Consider the following 17,566-nt stretch of genomic DNA (forward strand, 5'->3'; position numbering starts at 1 on the left):
GCCCTTGCACGTATCCGTCCCCGGAAGGACCCCGCCATGACTGCCAGTTCCGCTCTGTCCCGCCGGGGATTTCTCGGCACGTCCCTGCTGTTCGTCGCGGGCGCCGCCGTCGCCTGCTCCAGCAACCCGCAGGAGACCGCCTCCGCCAAGGGTGCCAAGGTCACGCTCACGCAGTGGTACCACCAGTACGGGGAGGAGGGCACCCAGGCGGCGGTGAAGCGATACGCCGAGGAGTTCACCAAGGCCAATCCGGAGATCGCGGTCAACGTGGTGTGGGGCGCCGACGTTTCCCAGTACGAGACCAAGCTCAACGCCGCACTGCTCGGCGCCGACGCCCCCGACATCTTCGAACTCGGCGACTTCCGCGCCGAGATGGCCCGCAAAGGACAGCTCGAACCCCTCGACGACGTGTACGGCGCCGCCAAGGACGGCTTCAACAAGGCGGACCTCGACTACCTCACCGTCGACGGCAAGCTCTACGGCATCAAGACCATCGACGACATCATGGTCCTGTACTACCGCAAGTCGCTGCTGAAGAAGGCCGGCGTCACCCCGCCCACCACCTTCGCCGAACTCGCGGACGCCGCACGCGCGTTGACCTCGGGCAACGTCAAGGGCCTCTTCCTGGGCAACGACGGCATCGGCGACAGCCCCTACCTGCTCGCCTGGTCCCAGGGCGTCGACCTCATCGACGGCAAGAAGGTCGTCTACGCCGACGCCGCCAAGTCCATCGGCGGCCTGCGCGACCTGCACTCCGACAAGTCGGTGCTGCTCGGCTTCACCACCGACTGGTACGACCCCGGCGCGTTCAACCAGGGCGCCGCCGCGATGCAGTGGTGCGGCCTGTGGGCGCTGCCCGCCGTCGAGAAGGCGCTCGGCGACGACTTCGGGGTCGTGTCCTGGCCCGCGTACGACTCCTCCGGCAAGGCCGTCGCCCGGCTCGGCGGCTGGACCCAGGCGATCCACTCGAAGAGCAAGCACGTCGCCGAGGCCAAGAAGTACCTCCAGTGGCTCTGGGTCAAGCAGGCCGACATCCAGATCGACTGGGCCGTCAAGTACGGCTTCCACGTCCCGCCGCAGGCCGAAGTCGCCGCCAGGACACCGGAGTTGAGCAAGGGAGCCGCCAAGGACGCCGTCGCCATCGCGAACAAGAGCGGCATCTCCTTCCCGGCCGAGTGGACCCAGGCCATGCAGGCCGAGTTCATCGCCGCGGCCGCCGACATCGCGAAGGGCTCGGGCGCCGAGCAGACCCTGAAGAAGTCCCAGGCCAAGGCCCAGTCCGACCTCGACAAGCAGATGGGCTGAGGGTCATGACCGCCACCGGCACCGCGCCCGCGCGCAAGAGTGCCGCCCGGCCGGCGCCCACCCCGGCGCCGCGCCGCCGGCGGCTGACCGAGCGGCAGTCGAAGGGCATCGCCTTCGTCGTCCTCACCGCGCCGATGCTCCTCGGCCTCGGCCTGTTCCGTTACGTCGCCATCGGCTGGAGCTTCCTGCTCAGCTTCAGCGAGGCGCGCCGCACCATCTCCCTCGGGAAGTGGGTCGGCCTGGACAACTACCGGGAGCTGCTGAGCGACGAGCGGTTCCGCGACTCGCTCACCATGATCGTGCTGTTCACGGCACTCATCGTGCCGCTCACCTTCGCCGGGTCCCTCGGCCTCGCCGTCCTCGTCAACCGGGTACGGCGCGGCCGGGCCTTCTTCCGCACCGCGTTCCTGCTGCCGGCGGCCGTCAGCTACGTCGCCGCCGCGATGATCTGGAAGATGGCCCTGTTCAGCGGGGTGCCGTCCGGCCTCGCCAACACCCTCGGCGCGCTCTTCGGCGCCGACCCCACACCGTGGATCCAGACGCAGAGCCCGCCCCTGTACTGGATCGTGCTCGTCACGCTGCGGCTGTGGCTCCAGGTCGGCCTCTACATGATCCTGTTCATCGCGGGTCTGCAGTCCATCCCGCCGCACCTGTACGAAGCGGCGTCCCTCGACGGCGCCGGCGCCTGGCGCACCTTCCGCAGCATCACCTTCCCCATGCTGCGCAGCACCTCCGTGGCGATCCTGCTGCTGATGCTCATCGCCGCGCTCCAGGCATTCGACGAGTTCTACGCGATCTTCTCCACCGGCGCCTCCCTCGGCAGCGAACCCGTGCGCACGCCCCTCATGCACCTGTACGGCGTCGCCCTCCAGGACCAGGACTACGGCGTCGGCTCCGCCGGAGCCTTCCTGCTCACCCTCCTGATCGTGCTGGTCACGCTCCTCCAGGGCCGGATCCTCGGGTTCGCCCGCGACAAGGACTGAACGGTCTGGGAATGACTAGGAATGAACGGACTGAACCCATGAACCGTTACCGAGGGAGCGTCCTCGGCTCCGTCGCCACGTACCTGGTGCTGTGCCTGCTGTCCGTGGTCTTCCTGATCCCGTTCTACGTGCTCCTGCGCAACGCCTTCATGACGACGCCGGAGGTCACGGCCACCGACTGGCACTGGCTGCCCGCGTCCCTGGACTGGTCCAACTTCGCCTCCCTGTTCGACAACCCGGAGCGCCCCTTCGGCCGCTCGATCGCCAACTCCCTGCTGATCGCGGTCATTTCGGCCCCCGTCTCGACACTGCTCGCCTCGATGGCCGGATACGCGCTCGGCCGTATCGCCGTGCCCGGACGGGCCGTCGTGCTCTCGCTCATCGTCGGCACGCTGATGATCCCGCAGGCCGTCACGTTCCTGCCGACATTCGTCGTGGTCGGCTCGATGGGCGGCGTCAACACGATGTGGGGGCTGATCGCCCCGGGCCTCTTCAACGCGTTCGCCGTCGTGCTCTTCCGCAGTTTCTACGTGTCCTTCCCCGCCGAGATCGAGGAGGCGGGCCGCATCGACGGCCTCAGTTACCTCGGCGTCTACGGGCGCATCATCCTGCCCAACTCCGTCACGATGATCGCCTCCCTCGGGGCGCTCTCCTTCATCGACGCGTGGAACTCCTTCCTGTGGCCGCTGATGATCGGCCAGGACCCCGGCAGCTGGACCGTGCAGATCGCCCTCTCCAGCTTCCTCACCTCCCAGACCGTCAACCTGCCCGAGCTGTTCGCGGGCACGGCCGTGGCGATCCTCCCCCTCGTCGTCATGTTCCTGGTCGCCCAGCGCCACATCGTCCAGGGCATCGCGATGTCCGGTCTCAAGTCCTGAACTCCCTTCCCCCCGGAGGTACTTCCAGTGATCGGAACGACCCGGCGCGCGGTCCTCACCGCCGCCTGCGCGCTGCCCCTCGCCCTCGCCCTGCCGTCGGGCACCGCCGAGGCGAGAACCCCGTACGTCAGACCCTTCATGGGCTGGAGCAGCTGGAGCGTGGAGTCGTCCACGCGCAGCGGCTACGGCACCCACTGGCTGAACGAGGGCAACATCAAGAACGCCGCCGACTCCCTCAGCGGCAAGCTCTCCTCGGCCGGATACAAGAACCTCAACATCGACGCCGGCTGGAACTTCGACTACGACTGGAACTTCCACACCGACGCCAACGGCATCCCCGACGCCGACAAGGAGCGCTTCCCCAGCGGCATGCCCGCGCTCTCCGACTACGTCCACGGCAAGGACCTCAAGCTCGGCCTGTACGGCGCCGCGGGCCTGGAGAAGGAGGTCTACGACAAGAACGCCCCGATCCTCGGCACCGACTGCCACGCCCAGGACATCGCCGTGCAGCCGCTGACCCCGACCAACAAGTGGGGCGGCAGCTGGAAGATCGACTACAGCAACCCCTGCGCCCAGGACTACATCGACTCCATCGTCGCCCGGTACGCCTCCTGGGGCATCGACTTCATCAAGATCGACGGCGTGACGAAGGACAACGTCGCCGACATCAAGGCCTGGTCCACCGCGATCGACCACAGCGGCCGCAGCATGTGGCTCTCCGCCAGCGCCTGGCCCGTCGACCTGGAGGCCGGTGACGGCCTGCGGCCCTACGCGAACGGCGTCCGCGTCGACACCGACATCGAGTGCTACTGCGAGACCACCAGCACCTGGACCAGCTCCGTCGACGACCGCTTCGCCGACCTGCCGCAGTGGCTGCCCAAGCTGTCCGCCCCCCACTACCTCGCCGACCTCGACTCGATGCCGATCAACAACAACACCGGCAGCGGACTCCAGGACGGCATCAGCGACACCGAGCGGCAGACCGTCATGACGTTCTGGTCGATGGCGTCGTCCCCGCTCTACGTCGGCGGCGACATCTGGTTCCTCGACGACAAGGCCAGGGCGATCCTCACCAACCCCGAGGTCATCGCCCTCGACCAGGCGGCGGTCCTGCCGAAGCAGCTCCGCTCCGGCTCCGCGCAGGTGTGGACGAAGCGCGTCGGCGGCGCCACGTACCTCGCGGTCTACAACCTCGGCGCGAGCGCCACGGACATCACCGTCGACCTCAGGACCGCCGGCGTGCACGGCAAGCAGCGGCTGCGGGACGTCGTCGCCCGCAAGGACATCGGCTCGGCCACCCGCTCCTGGACCGCGACAGACGTACCCGCCCACGGCTCCCGCTTCATCAAGCTCTCCTAGGGCCCTTCTGACGGATCTCCGCGGCGTCGCGGAGATCAGAAGGGCGCCTAGCCCCGCGCCGCGTACCTATCAGGAGATAAGGAGTCGCACATGAGCAACGGACCGTCCCGGCGCCTGGTCCTCGGACTCGGCACCGCCCTCGCGATGAACGCGCTGCCCGCCTTCACGGCCCACGCCGCGCCCCACCGCCCCGTCACCTCACCCCTCGTTCCCGCCGACGAGGCGACGACCCTGTGGTACCCGGAGCCCGCCGACGAGGACCTCCTCATCGAGCAGGGGCTGCCGCTCGGCAACGGCCGGCTCGGCGCCCTCGTCGGCGCCGACCCGGCCCGGGAACTCCTGCACGTCACCGACGCCACCCTGTGGACCGGCGGCGCCAACACCACCCTCGACGGCGACGGCCAGTTCCCGTACGGGCGCGACGACTTCGGCAGCTTCACCCTGCTGGCCCGGGTCATGGTCAGCCTGCCGGGACACGAACGCTCCGCCGTCACCGACTACCGCCGCACCCTCGACCTGAGCAACGGTCTTGTCACCACGGCGTACACCAAGGACAGGGTCCGCTACGTCCGCGAGATGTTCTCCAGCGGCCCCGACGACACCATCGTCGTCCGCCTCCGCCAGAGCGGCGGCGGCTCCCTCACCGGCGCCGTCATCCTCTCCGGCACCCACGGCGAGACGACCGGCGTGGACAAGGACCGCAGGCTCGCCTCCTTCTCCGCGGCCCTCGGCAACACGCTGCGGTACGCCGCCGCGGTCACCGCCGCCGGGGACGGCACGATCGCCGCCACCGGCACCCGCGTCACCTTCACCGACTGCACCGAGGTCACCCTCGTCATCAGCGGCGGCACGGACTACGCGCCGGACCACGCCACCGGCTACCGCGCCCCGGACGCCGACCCGCTCGCGCTCGCCCAGGACAAGGCCCTCGCCGCCGCCCGCACCCCGGCCGTGCGGCTGCGGGACACGCACGTCGCCGACTACCGCTCCCGCTACGACCGGCTGACCCTCGACCTCGGCCGCTCCGGCGGCGGACAGCGCAAACTCGACACGTGGTCGCGCCTGCGAGCGCGCGCGGCCGAAGGGTCGGCACCCGATCCCGAACTGGAGGCCAGCTACCTGCAGTTCGGCCGGTACCTGACGATCTGCGGATCGCGTGACGGCCTCCCCATGGGGCTCCAGGGGCTGTGGCTGGAGGGCAACACCCCGGACTGGATGGGCGACTACCACACCGACATCAACATCCAGATGAACTACTGGCTGGCCGACCGGGCAGGCCTCGGCGACACCTTCCCCGCCCTCGCCGACTACTGCCTCGCCCAGCTCCCCGCCTGGAGCGACGTCACACGGAAACAGTTCAACGACCCCCGCAACCGCTACCGCAACACCACCGGCGAGGTCGCGGGCTGGACGGTCGCCTTCTCCACCAACCCCTACGGCGGACTCGGCTGGTGGTGGCACCCGGTCGGCAACGCCTGGCTCTGTGAATCCCTCTACGAGCACTACGAGTTCACGCAGGACACCGAGTACCTGTCCCGGATCATGCCGCTCCTCAAGGGCGCCTGCGAATTCTGGCAGGCGCGGCTGGTCACCACGACGGTCGACGGACGCGAGGTCCTGATCGACGACCACGACTGGTCGCCCGAGCAGGGCCCGCAGGACGCCCGCGGCATCACGTACGCCCAGGAACTCCTGTGGTCCCTCTTCGGCCACTACGAGGAGGCGTGCCGCACGCTGGGGCGTGACGCCGAACACGCCGCGGTCGTGGCGGAGTTGCGCGCACGCCTCTACCTTCCGGAGGTCAGCCCGAAGTCCGGCCGCCTGGAGGAGTGGATGAGCGAGGACGACCTCGGCGAGACGACCCACCGCCATCTGTCACCGCTCGTCAACCTGTTCCCCGGCGACCGCATCCGCCCGGACGCGGGTGAACCCGAACTCCTCGCGGGCGCGACGGAGTTGCTCGCCTCGCGCGGCATGGAGAGCTACGGCTGGGCCTGCGCCTGGCGGGCGGCGTGCTGGGCCCGGCTCAAGGACGCCGACAAGGCCTACCAGTTGGTGCTCACCAATCTGGCTCCCTGGTCGGGCGGTGACACCGGTACCGCGATGAACTTCTTCGACATGTACCGGGTCTCGGACACCCGGGCCATCTTCCAGATCGACGCCAACCTCGGTACCCCGACGGCGATGCTGGAGATGCTGGTCCACTCCCGTCCGGGCCGCATCGAGCTGCTGCCCGCGCTTCCCGAGGCCTGGGCCGCCTCCGGCTCCGTCACCGGAGCGGGTGCGCGCGGCGGGTTCACGGTCGACATGTCCTGGGAGCGGGGACGTGTGCGTACGGCGACGATCCGCAGCGTCGGCGGACGCAGGACCACGGTCGTCATCGGGGGCAGGGCCAGGGACGTCGTGCTGAAGCCCGGGGAGGCGGTGACGCTGCGCGGCCGGTGACGCGGGAGGACGGGGCCCGGCGCAGGGTCAGGCCCCGTCCGCGGAGCCCTTGCCCTTGTCCGCCGTCGCGTCGAGCGCGGCGACGGCGTCGCGCGCCGCCTGCAGCGCGCCCTTGCTCACGGTGTCGGCGGACGGGGCGCCCTTGGACTCGAAGTCGCTGCCGTTGTAGGTGACGGTCACCAGCGTGTTCGCCACGCGGACCGTGACGACTGCCTCGCGGGTCTGCTGCTTGTCCTTGGTGGCGAGGTTCGTGGCCAGCCGCGCCTGGTCGCCGATGTCCTGAGCCGTGCTGTCCGCGTCGCTCCCCGCCGTGTACGCCTGCTTCGCGAGGGCGTCGGACTCCTTCACCTCGAAGGAGACGTCGAGCCAGCGGTAGTCGTACCCCTTGAGCGCGCTCCAGGAGCAGCCGCGGCGCACCGACTCGTCGGTCGCCGCGAGCTCCTTGCCCGCCGTCTTCGCGCCCGGCACGAGCGAAGTGACCGTTTTGCCCGCGACCGTGCCGCAGGGCGAGGGCGGTTCGGCGTACGTCTTCGCCGCCACGCTCTCGCTGGGGCCGTCCGACGCCGACGCCTGTGGTGCCGGCGTCTCGTGCGCCTTGTCGGCGGAGTCGGACATCGGCCCCGTCGACCAGGCCCAGCCCACGCAGGCGAGCACGGTGACCGGCAGCAGCCGGGCGGCCAGGGTGACCGGGAGCGGGAGAGAACGCACGGCGTACGTCCCTTACGTCAGTGGGGTGGGGGACGCCAGTTTCACATGAGTTGCTGTGCGGCGATACCGCCACTTCTGTCACCCCGACATCACGCACGGGTATCACGCACGGGTGGCACACCTCCTCATCACCTTCCGGTGCCGTCCCGGCGCACGGCGGTGACCAGCCACACTCCGGTGCGCGTCCGCACTCCGCTCGCGCCGGCATACGGGCGGAGCGAGTCCTCCAGAACGGCCCGCGTCGTGGTGGATACGCGCCGGTCCGGGGCGCGGGAGAGGAGGAAGTCGACGGCGTCGGCGGGAGAATCGCCCCAGCGGGTGTACACGTTCACCGGGTTGACGGCGATGTGCGTGAACGTGCGGTGCAGCACCGCGTGGATCCGGTACGGCTCGGACAGCGAGGCCATGGCGGCGCCCGCGGCCCGCGCGCCGAGGTCCGGCGCGGCGGGCGCCAGGTCCTGCGTGCCCTCGGCCAGATGCCGGGCGAACAGGGCGAGCGCCGCTCCCTCCTCCGTCTCCGGGCCCGGACGGCGCGGGCAGACGAAGACGAGCCGCCCGCCCCTGCGCAGCGCCCGCGCCACGTTCGCGAACGCCGCCACCTGGTCCTCGAAGAACATCACCCCGCCGCGACTGAGCGCGAGGTCGTAGCCGCCCGGCGGATACGGATGCGTCTGCGCGTCCCCCAGCTCGTACGCCGCGCCCCGCACCCCCTCGTCGGCGGTACGCGCGCGTGCCCGCGCGATCAGCGGCGCCGAGATGTCGACACCGGCGGCGTGCCCCGGCGCCGCCTGGAGTGCCTCACCCCGCGCGAGCGCGAGGTCACCGCGCTGGCCGCGCGCGGCCTGACCAACGAGGAGATCGCCGCGCACATGGTGATCAGCCCCTTCACCGCCAAGACCCGCATCAGCCGCGCCATGACCAAACTCGGCGCCCGCGACCGGGCCCAACTCGTGGTGTTCGCCTACGAGTCGGGCCTCGTCGCCGCACGGACGCCGAGCGCCGCGGGCGAAGGTACGTAGGATCACGCCATGACGATCAGGGGGAGGGCGTCGCTCCGGCGCGCCGCGGGGCTCGTGGTGACGGCACTGCTCGTCGCGGCGTGCGGCACGCAGACCTCGGGCACCGGGGGGCCGGCGGCGAAGGGCGCGGCGGACCCGGACCACTGGCGCGTCCACGCGGACTCGCTGGAGACCGGCACCCCGGCGCCGTACGGGAGCGTCGACGTCCCTACGAGCAGCCGCCCGGCCGAGCCCACCGGGCCCTGCCCCGACTCGGGCATGCGCATCCAGGAGGGGCGCGGCGACGCCGCCATGGGCCTGCGGGTCGTCGACCTCACCCTCACCAACTGCGGCAGAGCCACGTTCGAGCTGTACGGCTACCCGAGGTTGAGGCTCATCGAGGAGGACCGGAGTCCCGTCGAGCGGGTGCGCGTTCTGGAGGGCGCGGACGACATCACCACCGGTATCCGCGACGACGGCGCCCGCCGCGTCTCCCTGCGCCCCGGCGAGGCCGCGGTCACTCTGCTGGTGTGGCGCAACACCTACGACGACACCACGCATCCGCCGGTCACCGTCGAGCGCGTCACCATCGACCCCGGCCTCGGCCGCGGCACGCCGACCCTGGCCCTCGATCAGCCGCTCGACCTCGGCAGCACCGGCAGACTCGGCACCACGGCCTGGCGCAAGAGCTGAATCATGGCGGCTAGGATCCGCTCAAGTTGCTGAGGGCGCGGACGCCTGGTCCGCCGAGGTGGTTGGGGGACGGTGTGGTCGCTGGTCGTGTGGTGCGCTTCGACGGGACGCGCGGATACGGGTTCATCGCGCCGGACGACGGCGGTGAGGACGTCTTCCTGCATGTGAACGACCTCCTCATCCCCGAGTCGTACCTGCGCACGGGACTGAAGGTCGAGTTCGACATCGAGGAGGGCGACCGCGGCCCCAAGGCGTCGGCCGTGCAGCTCGCCGAGGGCACCGCCGCGCCGACGACGCCCGGCCGGATCGCGGCCGAGGGCGACGACGTGCTGTGCGACGTGCTGCGCGTCGACGAGTTCACCAACGAGGTCACCGAACTGCTGCTGCGGGCCGCGCCCTCCCTGACCGGGGAGCAGATCCTCGCGGTCCGCCGCGAGCTGGTGCAGAGCGCCCGTAAGCACGGCTGGGTGGACAGCTGAACCGCCTGACCAGCACCTGAACACCCCCGGGGCCCGGGCCGAGTCGACGCACTCGGTCCGGGCCCCGGCCGTTCGCCGGACGTTCTCCGAGCGGACGCCGGGTCGATCTGCCCCGCACATCCCTCTATGTCGCGTCCAGTTATTCAATCTTCATCGTTTCCGGTCCGACATCCGGACAACCCCCTTGTCCTGCGGACTGTATGCGAAATACGTTCTGCGGTATTCCTTGATCGCCCACAGGTTTCCTGCCGCTCCACACAGGCACCTGCGGAACCACTTCCTGGCGGAGGTATGCCCTCGTGCGCCGAACAGCGGTTGCCCTCGCGGCAGTTGCCCTGGTGATGTCCACAACGGCGGGCTGCGGCTCCCTGCAGTCCTCGGCCACCGAGGTCGGCGGGGAGCGGATGACCGACGACCGGCCCGTACGCGACGGCGGCACCCTCACGGTCGCCCTCAACGCGGACCCCGACAAGCTCGACCCGACCCTCGCCCAGACCCTCGTGGGCCGCACCGTCTTCGCCGGCATGTGCGAGAAGCTCTACGACGTCGACGAGCGGGGCAAGGTCGTCCCGCAGCTCGCGACCGCGCTGCCGAAGGTCTCCGCCGACGGCCGCACCGTCTCCTTCGGCGTCCGCAAGGACGCGAAGTTCAGCGACGGCACGAAGCTCGACGCGGCCGCGGTCGTCACGTCCCTGCTGCGCCACCGCGACCTCGCGGGATCGGCCCGCGCCACCGAACTCGCCCCGCTGAAGAGCGCCGAGGCCACCGGCCCGTACACCGTGCGGCTCACCCTCAAGCAGGCGTACGTCCCGCTGACCGCGGTGCTCGCCGACCGCTCCGGCATGGTGATGTCCCCGACCGCGCTGAAGAAGTACGGCAAGAACTTCACCAACCACCCTTCCTGCGTCGGGCCGTTCAAGTTCGCCGAGCGCGTCGGCGGTGACCGCATCGTCGTCACCAAGGACGCCCACTACTACGACGCGGACTCCGTCCACCTCGACAAGGTGATCTACAAGCCGATCCCCGACGGCAGCGTCCGCCTCGCCAACCTGCGCTCCGGCGACGTCCAGGTGGGCGACCAGATGGCCCCGGTCGACGTGAGGAGCGCCCTCACCGACAACAAGCTCCAGCTGTTCAACTCGCCCTCGCTCGGCTACCAGGGCATCGGCATCAACGTCGGCAACGTCAAGGGCCTCGGTGCGAAGCCCGGCCGCGTCGACACCCCGATGGCGCGCGACGTCCGCGTCCGCGAGGCCTTCGAGCTCTCCATCGACCGCGACCTCATCAACAAGGTCGTCTTCCAGGGCATGTACGAGCCGGCCTGCGGCCCCATCTCGCCGGAGTCCGCCCTCGCCCCCGGCATCAAGGCGTCCGAGTGCCCCGAGCGCGATGTCGCCGGCGCCAGGAAGCTGCTGAAGCAGGCGGGCGTCAAGAGCCCGGTGCCCGTCGAGCTGAAGATCTCCACCACCCCCGAGTGGAGCCGCATCGGCCAGGTCATCCAGGCCATGGCCAAGGACGCCGGATTCGCCGTCACGCTGCGCCCCACCGAGTACGCCACCATGCTCGAAGAGACCGACGACGGGCACTACACGGCCTTCAACAGCGGCTGGTCCGGACGCCTCGACCCGGACGGCAACATCGCCAGCTTCCTGCAGACCCGGGGCGCGATGAACGCCTACGGCCTCTCGGACAAGAAGATCGACGCCCTCATCGAGCGCGGCCGCACCGAGGCCGATCCCGCCGAACGCACCAAGATCTACGACGAGTTGACCCGCCGCGCGAACGACGCGCACGCGCTGATCTACCTCTACCGCCAGAAGAACTACGTCGTCGCCGGGAAGGACGTCGCGGGCGTGCGCGTCTACGGCGACGGCCTCGTGCGCGTGAAGAATGCGGGGTACGCCAAGTGACGACCGCCCAGAGCGCTCCCACCGTTCAACCGGCAAGGAAAAAAGCCGGGTTGCTCGCCGGGCACCCCATGGCCACGTACGTACTGACCCGGCTGCGGCAGTCCGTCATCACCCTCTTCCTCGTCTCGATCGTCGTCTTCGCGGGCATCCGCGCCCTGCCCGGCGACCCGGCGCTCGCCCTCGCCGGCGAGGAGCGCAGCCCGGAGGCGCTCGCCGCGATCCGCGCAGAGTACGGCCTCGACGACAACATCGTGATCCAGTACGCGCGGTTCATCGGCCACGCCCTCCAGGGCGACCTCGGCACGTCCTCGCGGACCGGTCTCCCGGTCGCCGACGCCATCGGCCAGGCACTGCCCGTCACCCTCGAACTCGCCGCGCTCTCCCTGCTGTTGGCGATCGTCCTCGGTATCGGCGCCGGCATCGTCGCGGCCGTACGGCGCGGCAGGCCCGCGGAGTGGATCGCCAACGGGCTCGCCCTGCTCGGCCTCTCGATCCCCACCTTCTGGCTGGGCATCGTCCTCGTCCTCGCCTTCGCGATCGCCCTGCCCGTCTTCGCGGCCTCCGGCTTCGTCCCCTTCGGCACCGACCCGATCGACAACCTGCGCCGCATGGTGCTGCCCGCGATCGTCCTCGGCTCCGGACTCGCCGCCGTCGTCATGCGCCAGACCAGGGCCGCGATGCTCGACTCGCTCTCCGCCGACTACGTCCGCACGGCCCGCGCCAAGGGCCTCTCGCGCCGCCAGGTCATCGGCGGCCACGCGCTCCGCAACTCCCTCGTCACGGTCGTCACCGTGCTCGGCCTGCAACTCGGCCACCTGATCTCGGGCGCGGTCGTCACCGAGCAGATCTTCGTGCTCCCCGGCTTCGGCAAGCTCACCATCGACGCCGTCTTCACCCGCGACTACGCGACCCTGCAAGGCGTGGTGCTGTGCACCTCCGCCGCGTACATCTTCATCAACCTGCTGGTCGACGTGGCGTACTCGGTCATCGACCCGCGCATCCGGCTCGGAGGTGCCCGATGACCACCCTGGCTCTGACAGGCATACGTGCCCAGGTCCTCAAGGGCGCCAAGAGCCCCAAGCTCCGCGCCCTGCGCAAGAACAAGCTGGCCATGACCGGCGCGGTCATCGCCGCGGTCTTCGTGCTCGCCGCGCTGCTCGCCCCGCTCATCGCGCCGTACGACCCGTCGCAGCCGAACTTCGACGACGTCCTGGCGGCACCCAGCCGGAGCCACTGGCTCGGCACCGACGACCTCGGCCGCGACCAGCTCTCCCGCGTCGTCTACGGGGCGCGGGCCTCCATGCAGGTCGGCGTGCTCGCGGTCGTCGTCGCCTTCGTCATCGGCGTACCGCTCGGCCTGCTCGCGGGCTACTACGGGCGGTTCACCGACAGCGTCGTCTCCCGCGTCACCGACACGATGCTCGCCTTCCCCTTCCTGGTCCTGGCCGTCGGCCTCGCCGCCGTCCTCGGCCCGTCGCTGTCCAACGCGACCATCGCCATCGGCATCTCGCAGATCCCGGCCGTCATACGTATCACCCGCGCCGAGACGCTCCGCCTCAAGCACGTCGACTACGTGGCCGCGGCCGTCGCCAACGGAGGCGGTGACGGGACCGTCCTGTTCCGGCACATCCTGCCCAACGCGACGTCCGCCCTCACCGTGCAGGCCACCGTCGGCATCCCCGCCGCCATCCTCGGCGAGGCGCTGCTCAGCTTCCTCGGCCTCGGCGTCCAGCCGCCCGAGCCGTCCCTCGGCGTGATGCTCTCGTCCGCCCAGTCCTTCCTCGCGCCCGCGCCCTGGATGGCGGTCTTCCCCGGCCTCGCCGTGGTCGCCGCGACCCTGGCGTTCAACCTGCTCGGCGACGGCCTGCGCGACGTCCTCGACCCCCGTGGAGCGACCCGATGAGCCTCTCTGCTGCCCCCGAACCGGTGCTGAGCGTCCGCGACCTGTCGGTGTCCTTCCGCTCCGACACCCGCACGGTGCACGCCGTCGACCACCTCTCGTTCGACCTGCGCGCCGGCGAAGTCCTCGCCGTGGTCGGCGAATCCGGCTGCGGCAAGTCCGTCACCTCCATGGCCGTCATGGGTCTGCTGCCGCCCACCGCGCACATCACCGGCTCCGTCCGGCTCGGCGAACGGGAACTGGCGGGCGCCGACGACAAGGCGTACGGGAAGATCCGCGGCAAGGACATCGCGATGATCTTCCAGGAGCCGATGACCTCCCTGAACCCGGTGCTCACCATCGGGCGGCAGATCGGCGAGGTGCTCCGCCGCCACCAGGGGCTGAGCAAGAAGGAGGCACGCGCGCGTGCCGTCGAACTCCTCGGCCTCGTCGGCATCCCGGCACCCGCCCAGCGCGTCGACGAGTACCCGCACCAGCTCTCCGGCGGCATGCGCCAGCGCGTCATGATCGCCATCGCGGTGGCCTGCGACCCGTCCGTGCTCATCGCCGACGAGCCCACCACCGCCCTCGACGTGACCGTCCAGGCGGGCATCCTCGAAGTCCTCCAGTCGCTGCGCGAACGGCTCGGCACCGCCATCGTGCTCATCACGCACGACCTCGGCGTCGTCGCCGACATCGCCGACCGGGTCCTCGTCATGTACGCGGGCCGGCCCGTCGAACAGGCGCCGGTGGACGAGCTGTTCGCGACGCCCCGGCATCCGTACACGCGCGGTCTGCTCTCCGCCGTGCTGCGCCCCGGCGCGGCCAAGGAACGGCTGCCGGAGATCCCCGGGCTCGTGCCGAGCCTCGACGAACAGCCCGACGCCTGCACGTTCGCGCCGCGCTGCGCCCGCGCCGACTCCACCTGCGCCGCGAGCCGCCCCGGCTTCAAGGCCGTCGCCGCCGAAGCGGGAGCGGACGCCGCGCACCGGGCCGCCTGCTGGCACCCGCACACCCTCCAGGAGACCGCCTCATGAGCACCGTGAAGAGCACCTCGGTACTTGAACTCGTCGACCTGGAACGGCACTTCGCGGGCGCAGGCGGCACCGTCCGAGCCGCCGACGGCGTCACCCTGACCGTCGGCCGCGGCGAGGTCGTCGGCCTCGTCGGCGAGTCCGGCAGCGGCAAGTCGACCGTCGGACGGTGCGCCGTCCGCCTCGACGAACCCACCGGCGGCACCGTCCGCATCAACGGCACGGACGTGACGACCATGTCGCGGCGCGCCCTGCGCCCGCTGCGCAAGAACTTCCACCTCGTCTTCCAGGACCCGTCCTCCTCGCTCGACCCGCGCATGACCGTCGGCCAGATCGTCGCCGAACCGCTGAAGCTGCACGGCATCGCGAAGAAAGAGGCCGCCCGCGCGCGCGTGGCCGAACTCCTCGCCCAAGTAGGGCTGCGTCCCGAGCACGCCGACCGGCACCCGCACGAACTCTCCGGCGGTCAGCGGCAGCGCATCTCCATCGCCCGCGCGCTCTCCGTCGACCCGGACCTCCTGGTCGCCGACGAGCCGACGTCCGCCCTCGACGTCTCCGTGCAGGCCTCGGTCCTGAACCTGCTCGCCGACCTCCAGCGCGACCGCGGCTTCGGCTGCCTGTTCATCACGCACGACCTGGCCGCCGTCGAGTACCTGGCCGACCGGATCGCCGTCATGTACCTGGGCCAGATCGTCGAACAGGCCCCTACAAGGGAGCTGTTCGCCGACCCCAAGCACCCGTACACGCAAGCCCTGCTGTCGGCCGCGCCCGTCCCGGACCCGGTCACCCAGCGCACCCGCGAACGCATCGTCCTGAGCGGCGAGCTGCCGAGCCCGCTCGCGCCCCCGCCCGGCTGCCGCTTCCACACGCGCTGCCCCCTCGCCGTCGACCGCTGCCGTACGGAAGTGCCCGCGCTGCGCACTCTGGAAGGCGGCCGCGAGGTCTCCTGCCATCTCGTCGCCGACGACGGCACCGCGCCCGACGCCGCCGGGGCCTCCTCTCGTACGATCCCGAACAGCCGCACCGCCACCCGCTAGGAGCCTTCTTGTTCACCACCCGGCCGACCCTCCAGGGCACCTTCGGCATGGTGTCCTCCACGCACTACCTCGCCTCCCAGTCCGCGATGGCGGTCCTGGAGGACGGCGGCAACGCCTACGACGCCGCGGTCGCCGCGGGCTTCGTGCTGCACGTAGTCGAACCGCACCTGAACGGGCCCGCGGGCGAGGTGCCGATCATCCTCGCCCCGGCCGGCGGCGACGTGCAGGTGCTGTGCGGCCAGGGCGGCGCGCCCGCCGGGGCCACCGTCGCCCACTACAAGTCGCTCGGCCTCGACCTCGTGCCCGGCACAGGCCCCCTCGCGGCCGCCGTGCCCGGGGCCTTCGACGCCTGGATGCTCCTCCTGAAGGACCACGGCACGAAGTCCCTCGCCGACGTCCTCAAGTACGCCATCGGCTACGCGGAGGACGGCCACGCCCCCGTCGAGCGCGTCGGCGAGACCGTCGAGACCGTGCGCGAGCTCTTCGAGAACGAGTGGCCCTCCTCGGCCGAGATCTACCTCGTCGACGGCAAGGCCCCGGCCCCGGGCGAGCTGCTCCGCAACCCGCAGCTCGCCGCCACCTGGAAGCGCGTCATAGCGGAATCCGAGGAGGCGGGCGCCGACCGCGCCGAGCAGATCGAGGCGGCCCGGCGCATCTGGCGCGCGGGCTTCATCGCCGAGGCGCTCGTGCGCCAGTCCGGGCGGCCCACCAAGGACACCAGCGGCGAGCGGCACACCGGCACCCTCACCCTGGACGACCTCGCCTCCTGGCAAGCGGCCTACGAGGCCCCGGCGACGTACGACTGGAACGGCTGGACGCTCTGCAAGGCCGGCGGCTGGAGCCAGGGACCCGTCTTCCTCCAGCAGCTCGCCGTGCTCCCGCCCGAACTGCCCGCCTACGGGTCCGCCGACTACGTCCACCTGCTCATCGAGGGCTGCAAGCTCGCCATGGCCGACCGCGAGGCCTGGTACGGGGACGCGGCGGACGTCCCCGTCGACGCACTGTTGTCGGACGACTACAACGCCGCGCGCCGCGCCCTCATCGACTCCGAGAAGGCCTCCCACGAGCTGCGGCCCGGCAGCCCGCTCGGCGCCGAGCCGCGCCTGAGCACGCACGCCAGCGCCGTTGCCGCCGGTGAGCCCGGCTTCGACGCCATGGGGGTCGCGGGCGCCGGTGAGCCGACCGTGCAGAAGAACGGCGCGACCCGCGGCGACACCTGCCACCTCGACATCGTCGACCGCTGGGGCAACATGGTCGCCGCGACCCCGTCCGGCGGCTGGCTCCAGTCCAACCCGGTCGTGCCCGAGCTCGGCTTCCCGCTCGGTACGCGGCTGCAGATGGCGTGGCTCGACGAGGGCCTGCCCAACTCGCTCACCCCGGGCCGCCGCCCCCGCACCACGCTCACCCCCTCGCTCGCCCTGAAGGACGGCGTCCCCGTGCTGGCCTTCGGCACGCCCGGCGGCGACCAGCAGGACCAGTGGCAGCTGCACTTCTTCCTCTCGGTCGCACTGCGCTCGGCGGTCCGCGGCGGGCTCGACCTGCAGGGCGCCATCGACGCCCCGAACTGGCACAACGACTCGTTCCCCGGCTCCTTCTTCCCGCGCGGCATGCGGCCCGGATCCGTGACCGTCGAAGCGCGGATGGACGAGGAGGTCGTCGCCGAGCTGCGGCGCCGCGGGCATGACGTGACCGTCGGCGACGCCTGGTCCGAGGGCCGCCTGTGCGCCGTCGCCCGCGACCCGCGCACCGGCGTCCTGTCGGCGGCGGCGAACCCGCGCGGCATGCAGGGATACGCGGTCGGCCGCTGACCGTCCCCGGGTGAGCTCCGAGTGAGCTCCGGGTGGGTTTCCGGGTGGGT

General features: G+C 71.0%; 15 protein-coding genes and 1 pseudogene. 14 read left to right on the forward strand and 2 right to left on the reverse strand.

The features are described 5' to 3' along the window. The first annotated feature begins 36 nt into the window (after positions 1–36). The 5 genes from AB0J02_RS03225 (at position 37) to AB0J02_RS03245 (ending at position 6,970) form a co-directional block, all read left to right on the forward strand. The gene (locus tag AB0J02_RS03225) at positions 37–1,305 is read left to right on the forward strand and encodes a sugar ABC transporter substrate-binding protein (protein ID WP_363191824.1); all 1,269 of its coding nucleotides are present in this window, start codon (positions 37–39) and stop codon (positions 1,303–1,305) included. A 5-nt stretch (positions 1,306–1,310) separates the two neighbouring features. After that, positions 1,311–2,288 carry a sugar ABC transporter permease gene (locus tag AB0J02_RS03230; protein WP_363191825.1) on the forward strand — a complete coding sequence of 326 codons (978 nt, stop codon included), beginning with the start codon at positions 1,311–1,313 and terminating at the stop codon, positions 2,286–2,288. Between the two features lie 38 nt (positions 2,289–2,326). Beyond that, a complete protein-coding gene (locus AB0J02_RS03235) occupies positions 2,327–3,166 on the forward strand; it encodes a carbohydrate ABC transporter permease (protein ID WP_363191827.1) in 840 nt (279 codons plus the stop codon). Positions 3,167–3,193: 27 nt separating this feature from the next. Next, positions 3,194–4,525 (forward strand): glycoside hydrolase family 27 protein, encoded by a 1,332-nt coding sequence (locus tag AB0J02_RS03240; RefSeq protein ID WP_363191828.1) that lies wholly within the window; start codon positions 3,194–3,196, stop codon positions 4,523–4,525. A gap of 90 nt (positions 4,526–4,615) precedes the next feature. After that, positions 4,616–6,970 carry a glycoside hydrolase N-terminal domain-containing protein gene (locus tag AB0J02_RS03245; protein WP_363191829.1) on the forward strand — a complete coding sequence of 785 codons (2,355 nt, stop codon included), beginning with the start codon at positions 4,616–4,618 and terminating at the stop codon, positions 6,968–6,970. A 27-nt stretch (positions 6,971–6,997) separates the two neighbouring features. On the opposite strand, the gene AB0J02_RS03250 is transcribed toward AB0J02_RS03245, so the two are convergent. Then, positions 6,998–7,678, reverse strand: a complete 681-nt coding sequence (locus AB0J02_RS03250; protein ID WP_363191830.1) for a hypothetical protein — start codon at positions 7,676–7,678, stop codon at positions 6,998–7,000. A gap of 128 nt (positions 7,679–7,806) precedes the next feature. Next, a complete protein-coding gene (locus tag AB0J02_RS03255) occupies positions 7,807–8,547 on the reverse strand; it encodes a class I SAM-dependent methyltransferase (protein ID WP_363191831.1) in 741 nt (246 codons plus the stop codon). Here AB0J02_RS03255 and AB0J02_RS03260 point away from each other — a divergent pair. The 9 genes and pseudogenes from AB0J02_RS03260 to AB0J02_RS03300 form a co-directional block, all read left to right on the forward strand. Further along, positions 8,467–8,697, forward strand: a pseudogene (locus tag AB0J02_RS03260) (helix-turn-helix transcriptional regulator); the annotation flags it as partial. The gene AB0J02_RS03255 and the pseudogene AB0J02_RS03260 sit on opposite strands and share 81 nt — an antisense overlap. Positions 8,698–8,706: 9 nt before the next feature. After that, positions 8,707–9,369, forward strand: a complete 663-nt coding sequence (locus AB0J02_RS03265; RefSeq protein ID WP_363191832.1) for a DUF4232 domain-containing protein — start codon at positions 8,707–8,709, stop codon at positions 9,367–9,369. 74 nt (positions 9,370–9,443) lie between these two features. Then, complete coding sequence (locus AB0J02_RS03270; RefSeq protein ID WP_363191833.1) at positions 9,444–9,848, forward strand: cold shock domain-containing protein; 405 nt, start codon at positions 9,444–9,446, stop codon at positions 9,846–9,848. Between the two features lie 341 nt (positions 9,849–10,189). After that, positions 10,190–11,758 carry an ABC transporter substrate-binding protein gene (locus tag AB0J02_RS03275; protein ID WP_363191834.1) on the forward strand — a complete coding sequence of 523 codons (1,569 nt, stop codon included), beginning with the start codon at positions 10,190–10,192 and terminating at the stop codon, positions 11,756–11,758. Between the two features lie 68 nt (positions 11,759–11,826). Continuing rightward, positions 11,827–12,780, forward strand: coding sequence for an ABC transporter permease (locus AB0J02_RS03280; protein ID WP_363191835.1), 954 nt, complete (start codon positions 11,827–11,829; stop codon positions 12,778–12,780). Further along, positions 12,777–13,661, forward strand: coding sequence for an ABC transporter permease (locus AB0J02_RS03285; protein ID WP_363191836.1), 885 nt, complete (start codon positions 12,777–12,779; stop codon positions 13,659–13,661). The genes AB0J02_RS03280 and AB0J02_RS03285 overlap by 4 nt, the downstream gene beginning before the upstream one ends. After that, a complete protein-coding gene (locus AB0J02_RS03290) occupies positions 13,658–14,674 on the forward strand; it encodes an ABC transporter ATP-binding protein (protein ID WP_363191837.1) in 1,017 nt (338 codons plus the stop codon). The genes AB0J02_RS03285 and AB0J02_RS03290 overlap by 4 nt, the downstream gene beginning before the upstream one ends. Then, positions 14,671–15,708 (forward strand): oligopeptide/dipeptide ABC transporter ATP-binding protein, encoded by a 1,038-nt coding sequence (locus tag AB0J02_RS03295; protein WP_363191838.1) that lies wholly within the window; start codon positions 14,671–14,673, stop codon positions 15,706–15,708. Before AB0J02_RS03290 ends, AB0J02_RS03295 begins: the two co-directional genes overlap by 4 nt. Positions 15,709–15,716: 8 nt before the next feature. After that, positions 15,717–17,516, forward strand: coding sequence for a gamma-glutamyltransferase (locus AB0J02_RS03300; protein ID WP_363191839.1), 1,800 nt, complete (start codon positions 15,717–15,719; stop codon positions 17,514–17,516). The last annotated feature ends 50 nt before the right edge of the window (positions 17,517–17,566 follow it).

Origin of the sequence: Streptomyces sp. NPDC050264 (genome assembly GCF_040655895.1) — a bacterium.
In the GTDB taxonomy this organism is placed as follows: domain Bacteria; phylum Actinomycetota; class Actinomycetes; order Streptomycetales; family Streptomycetaceae; genus Streptomyces.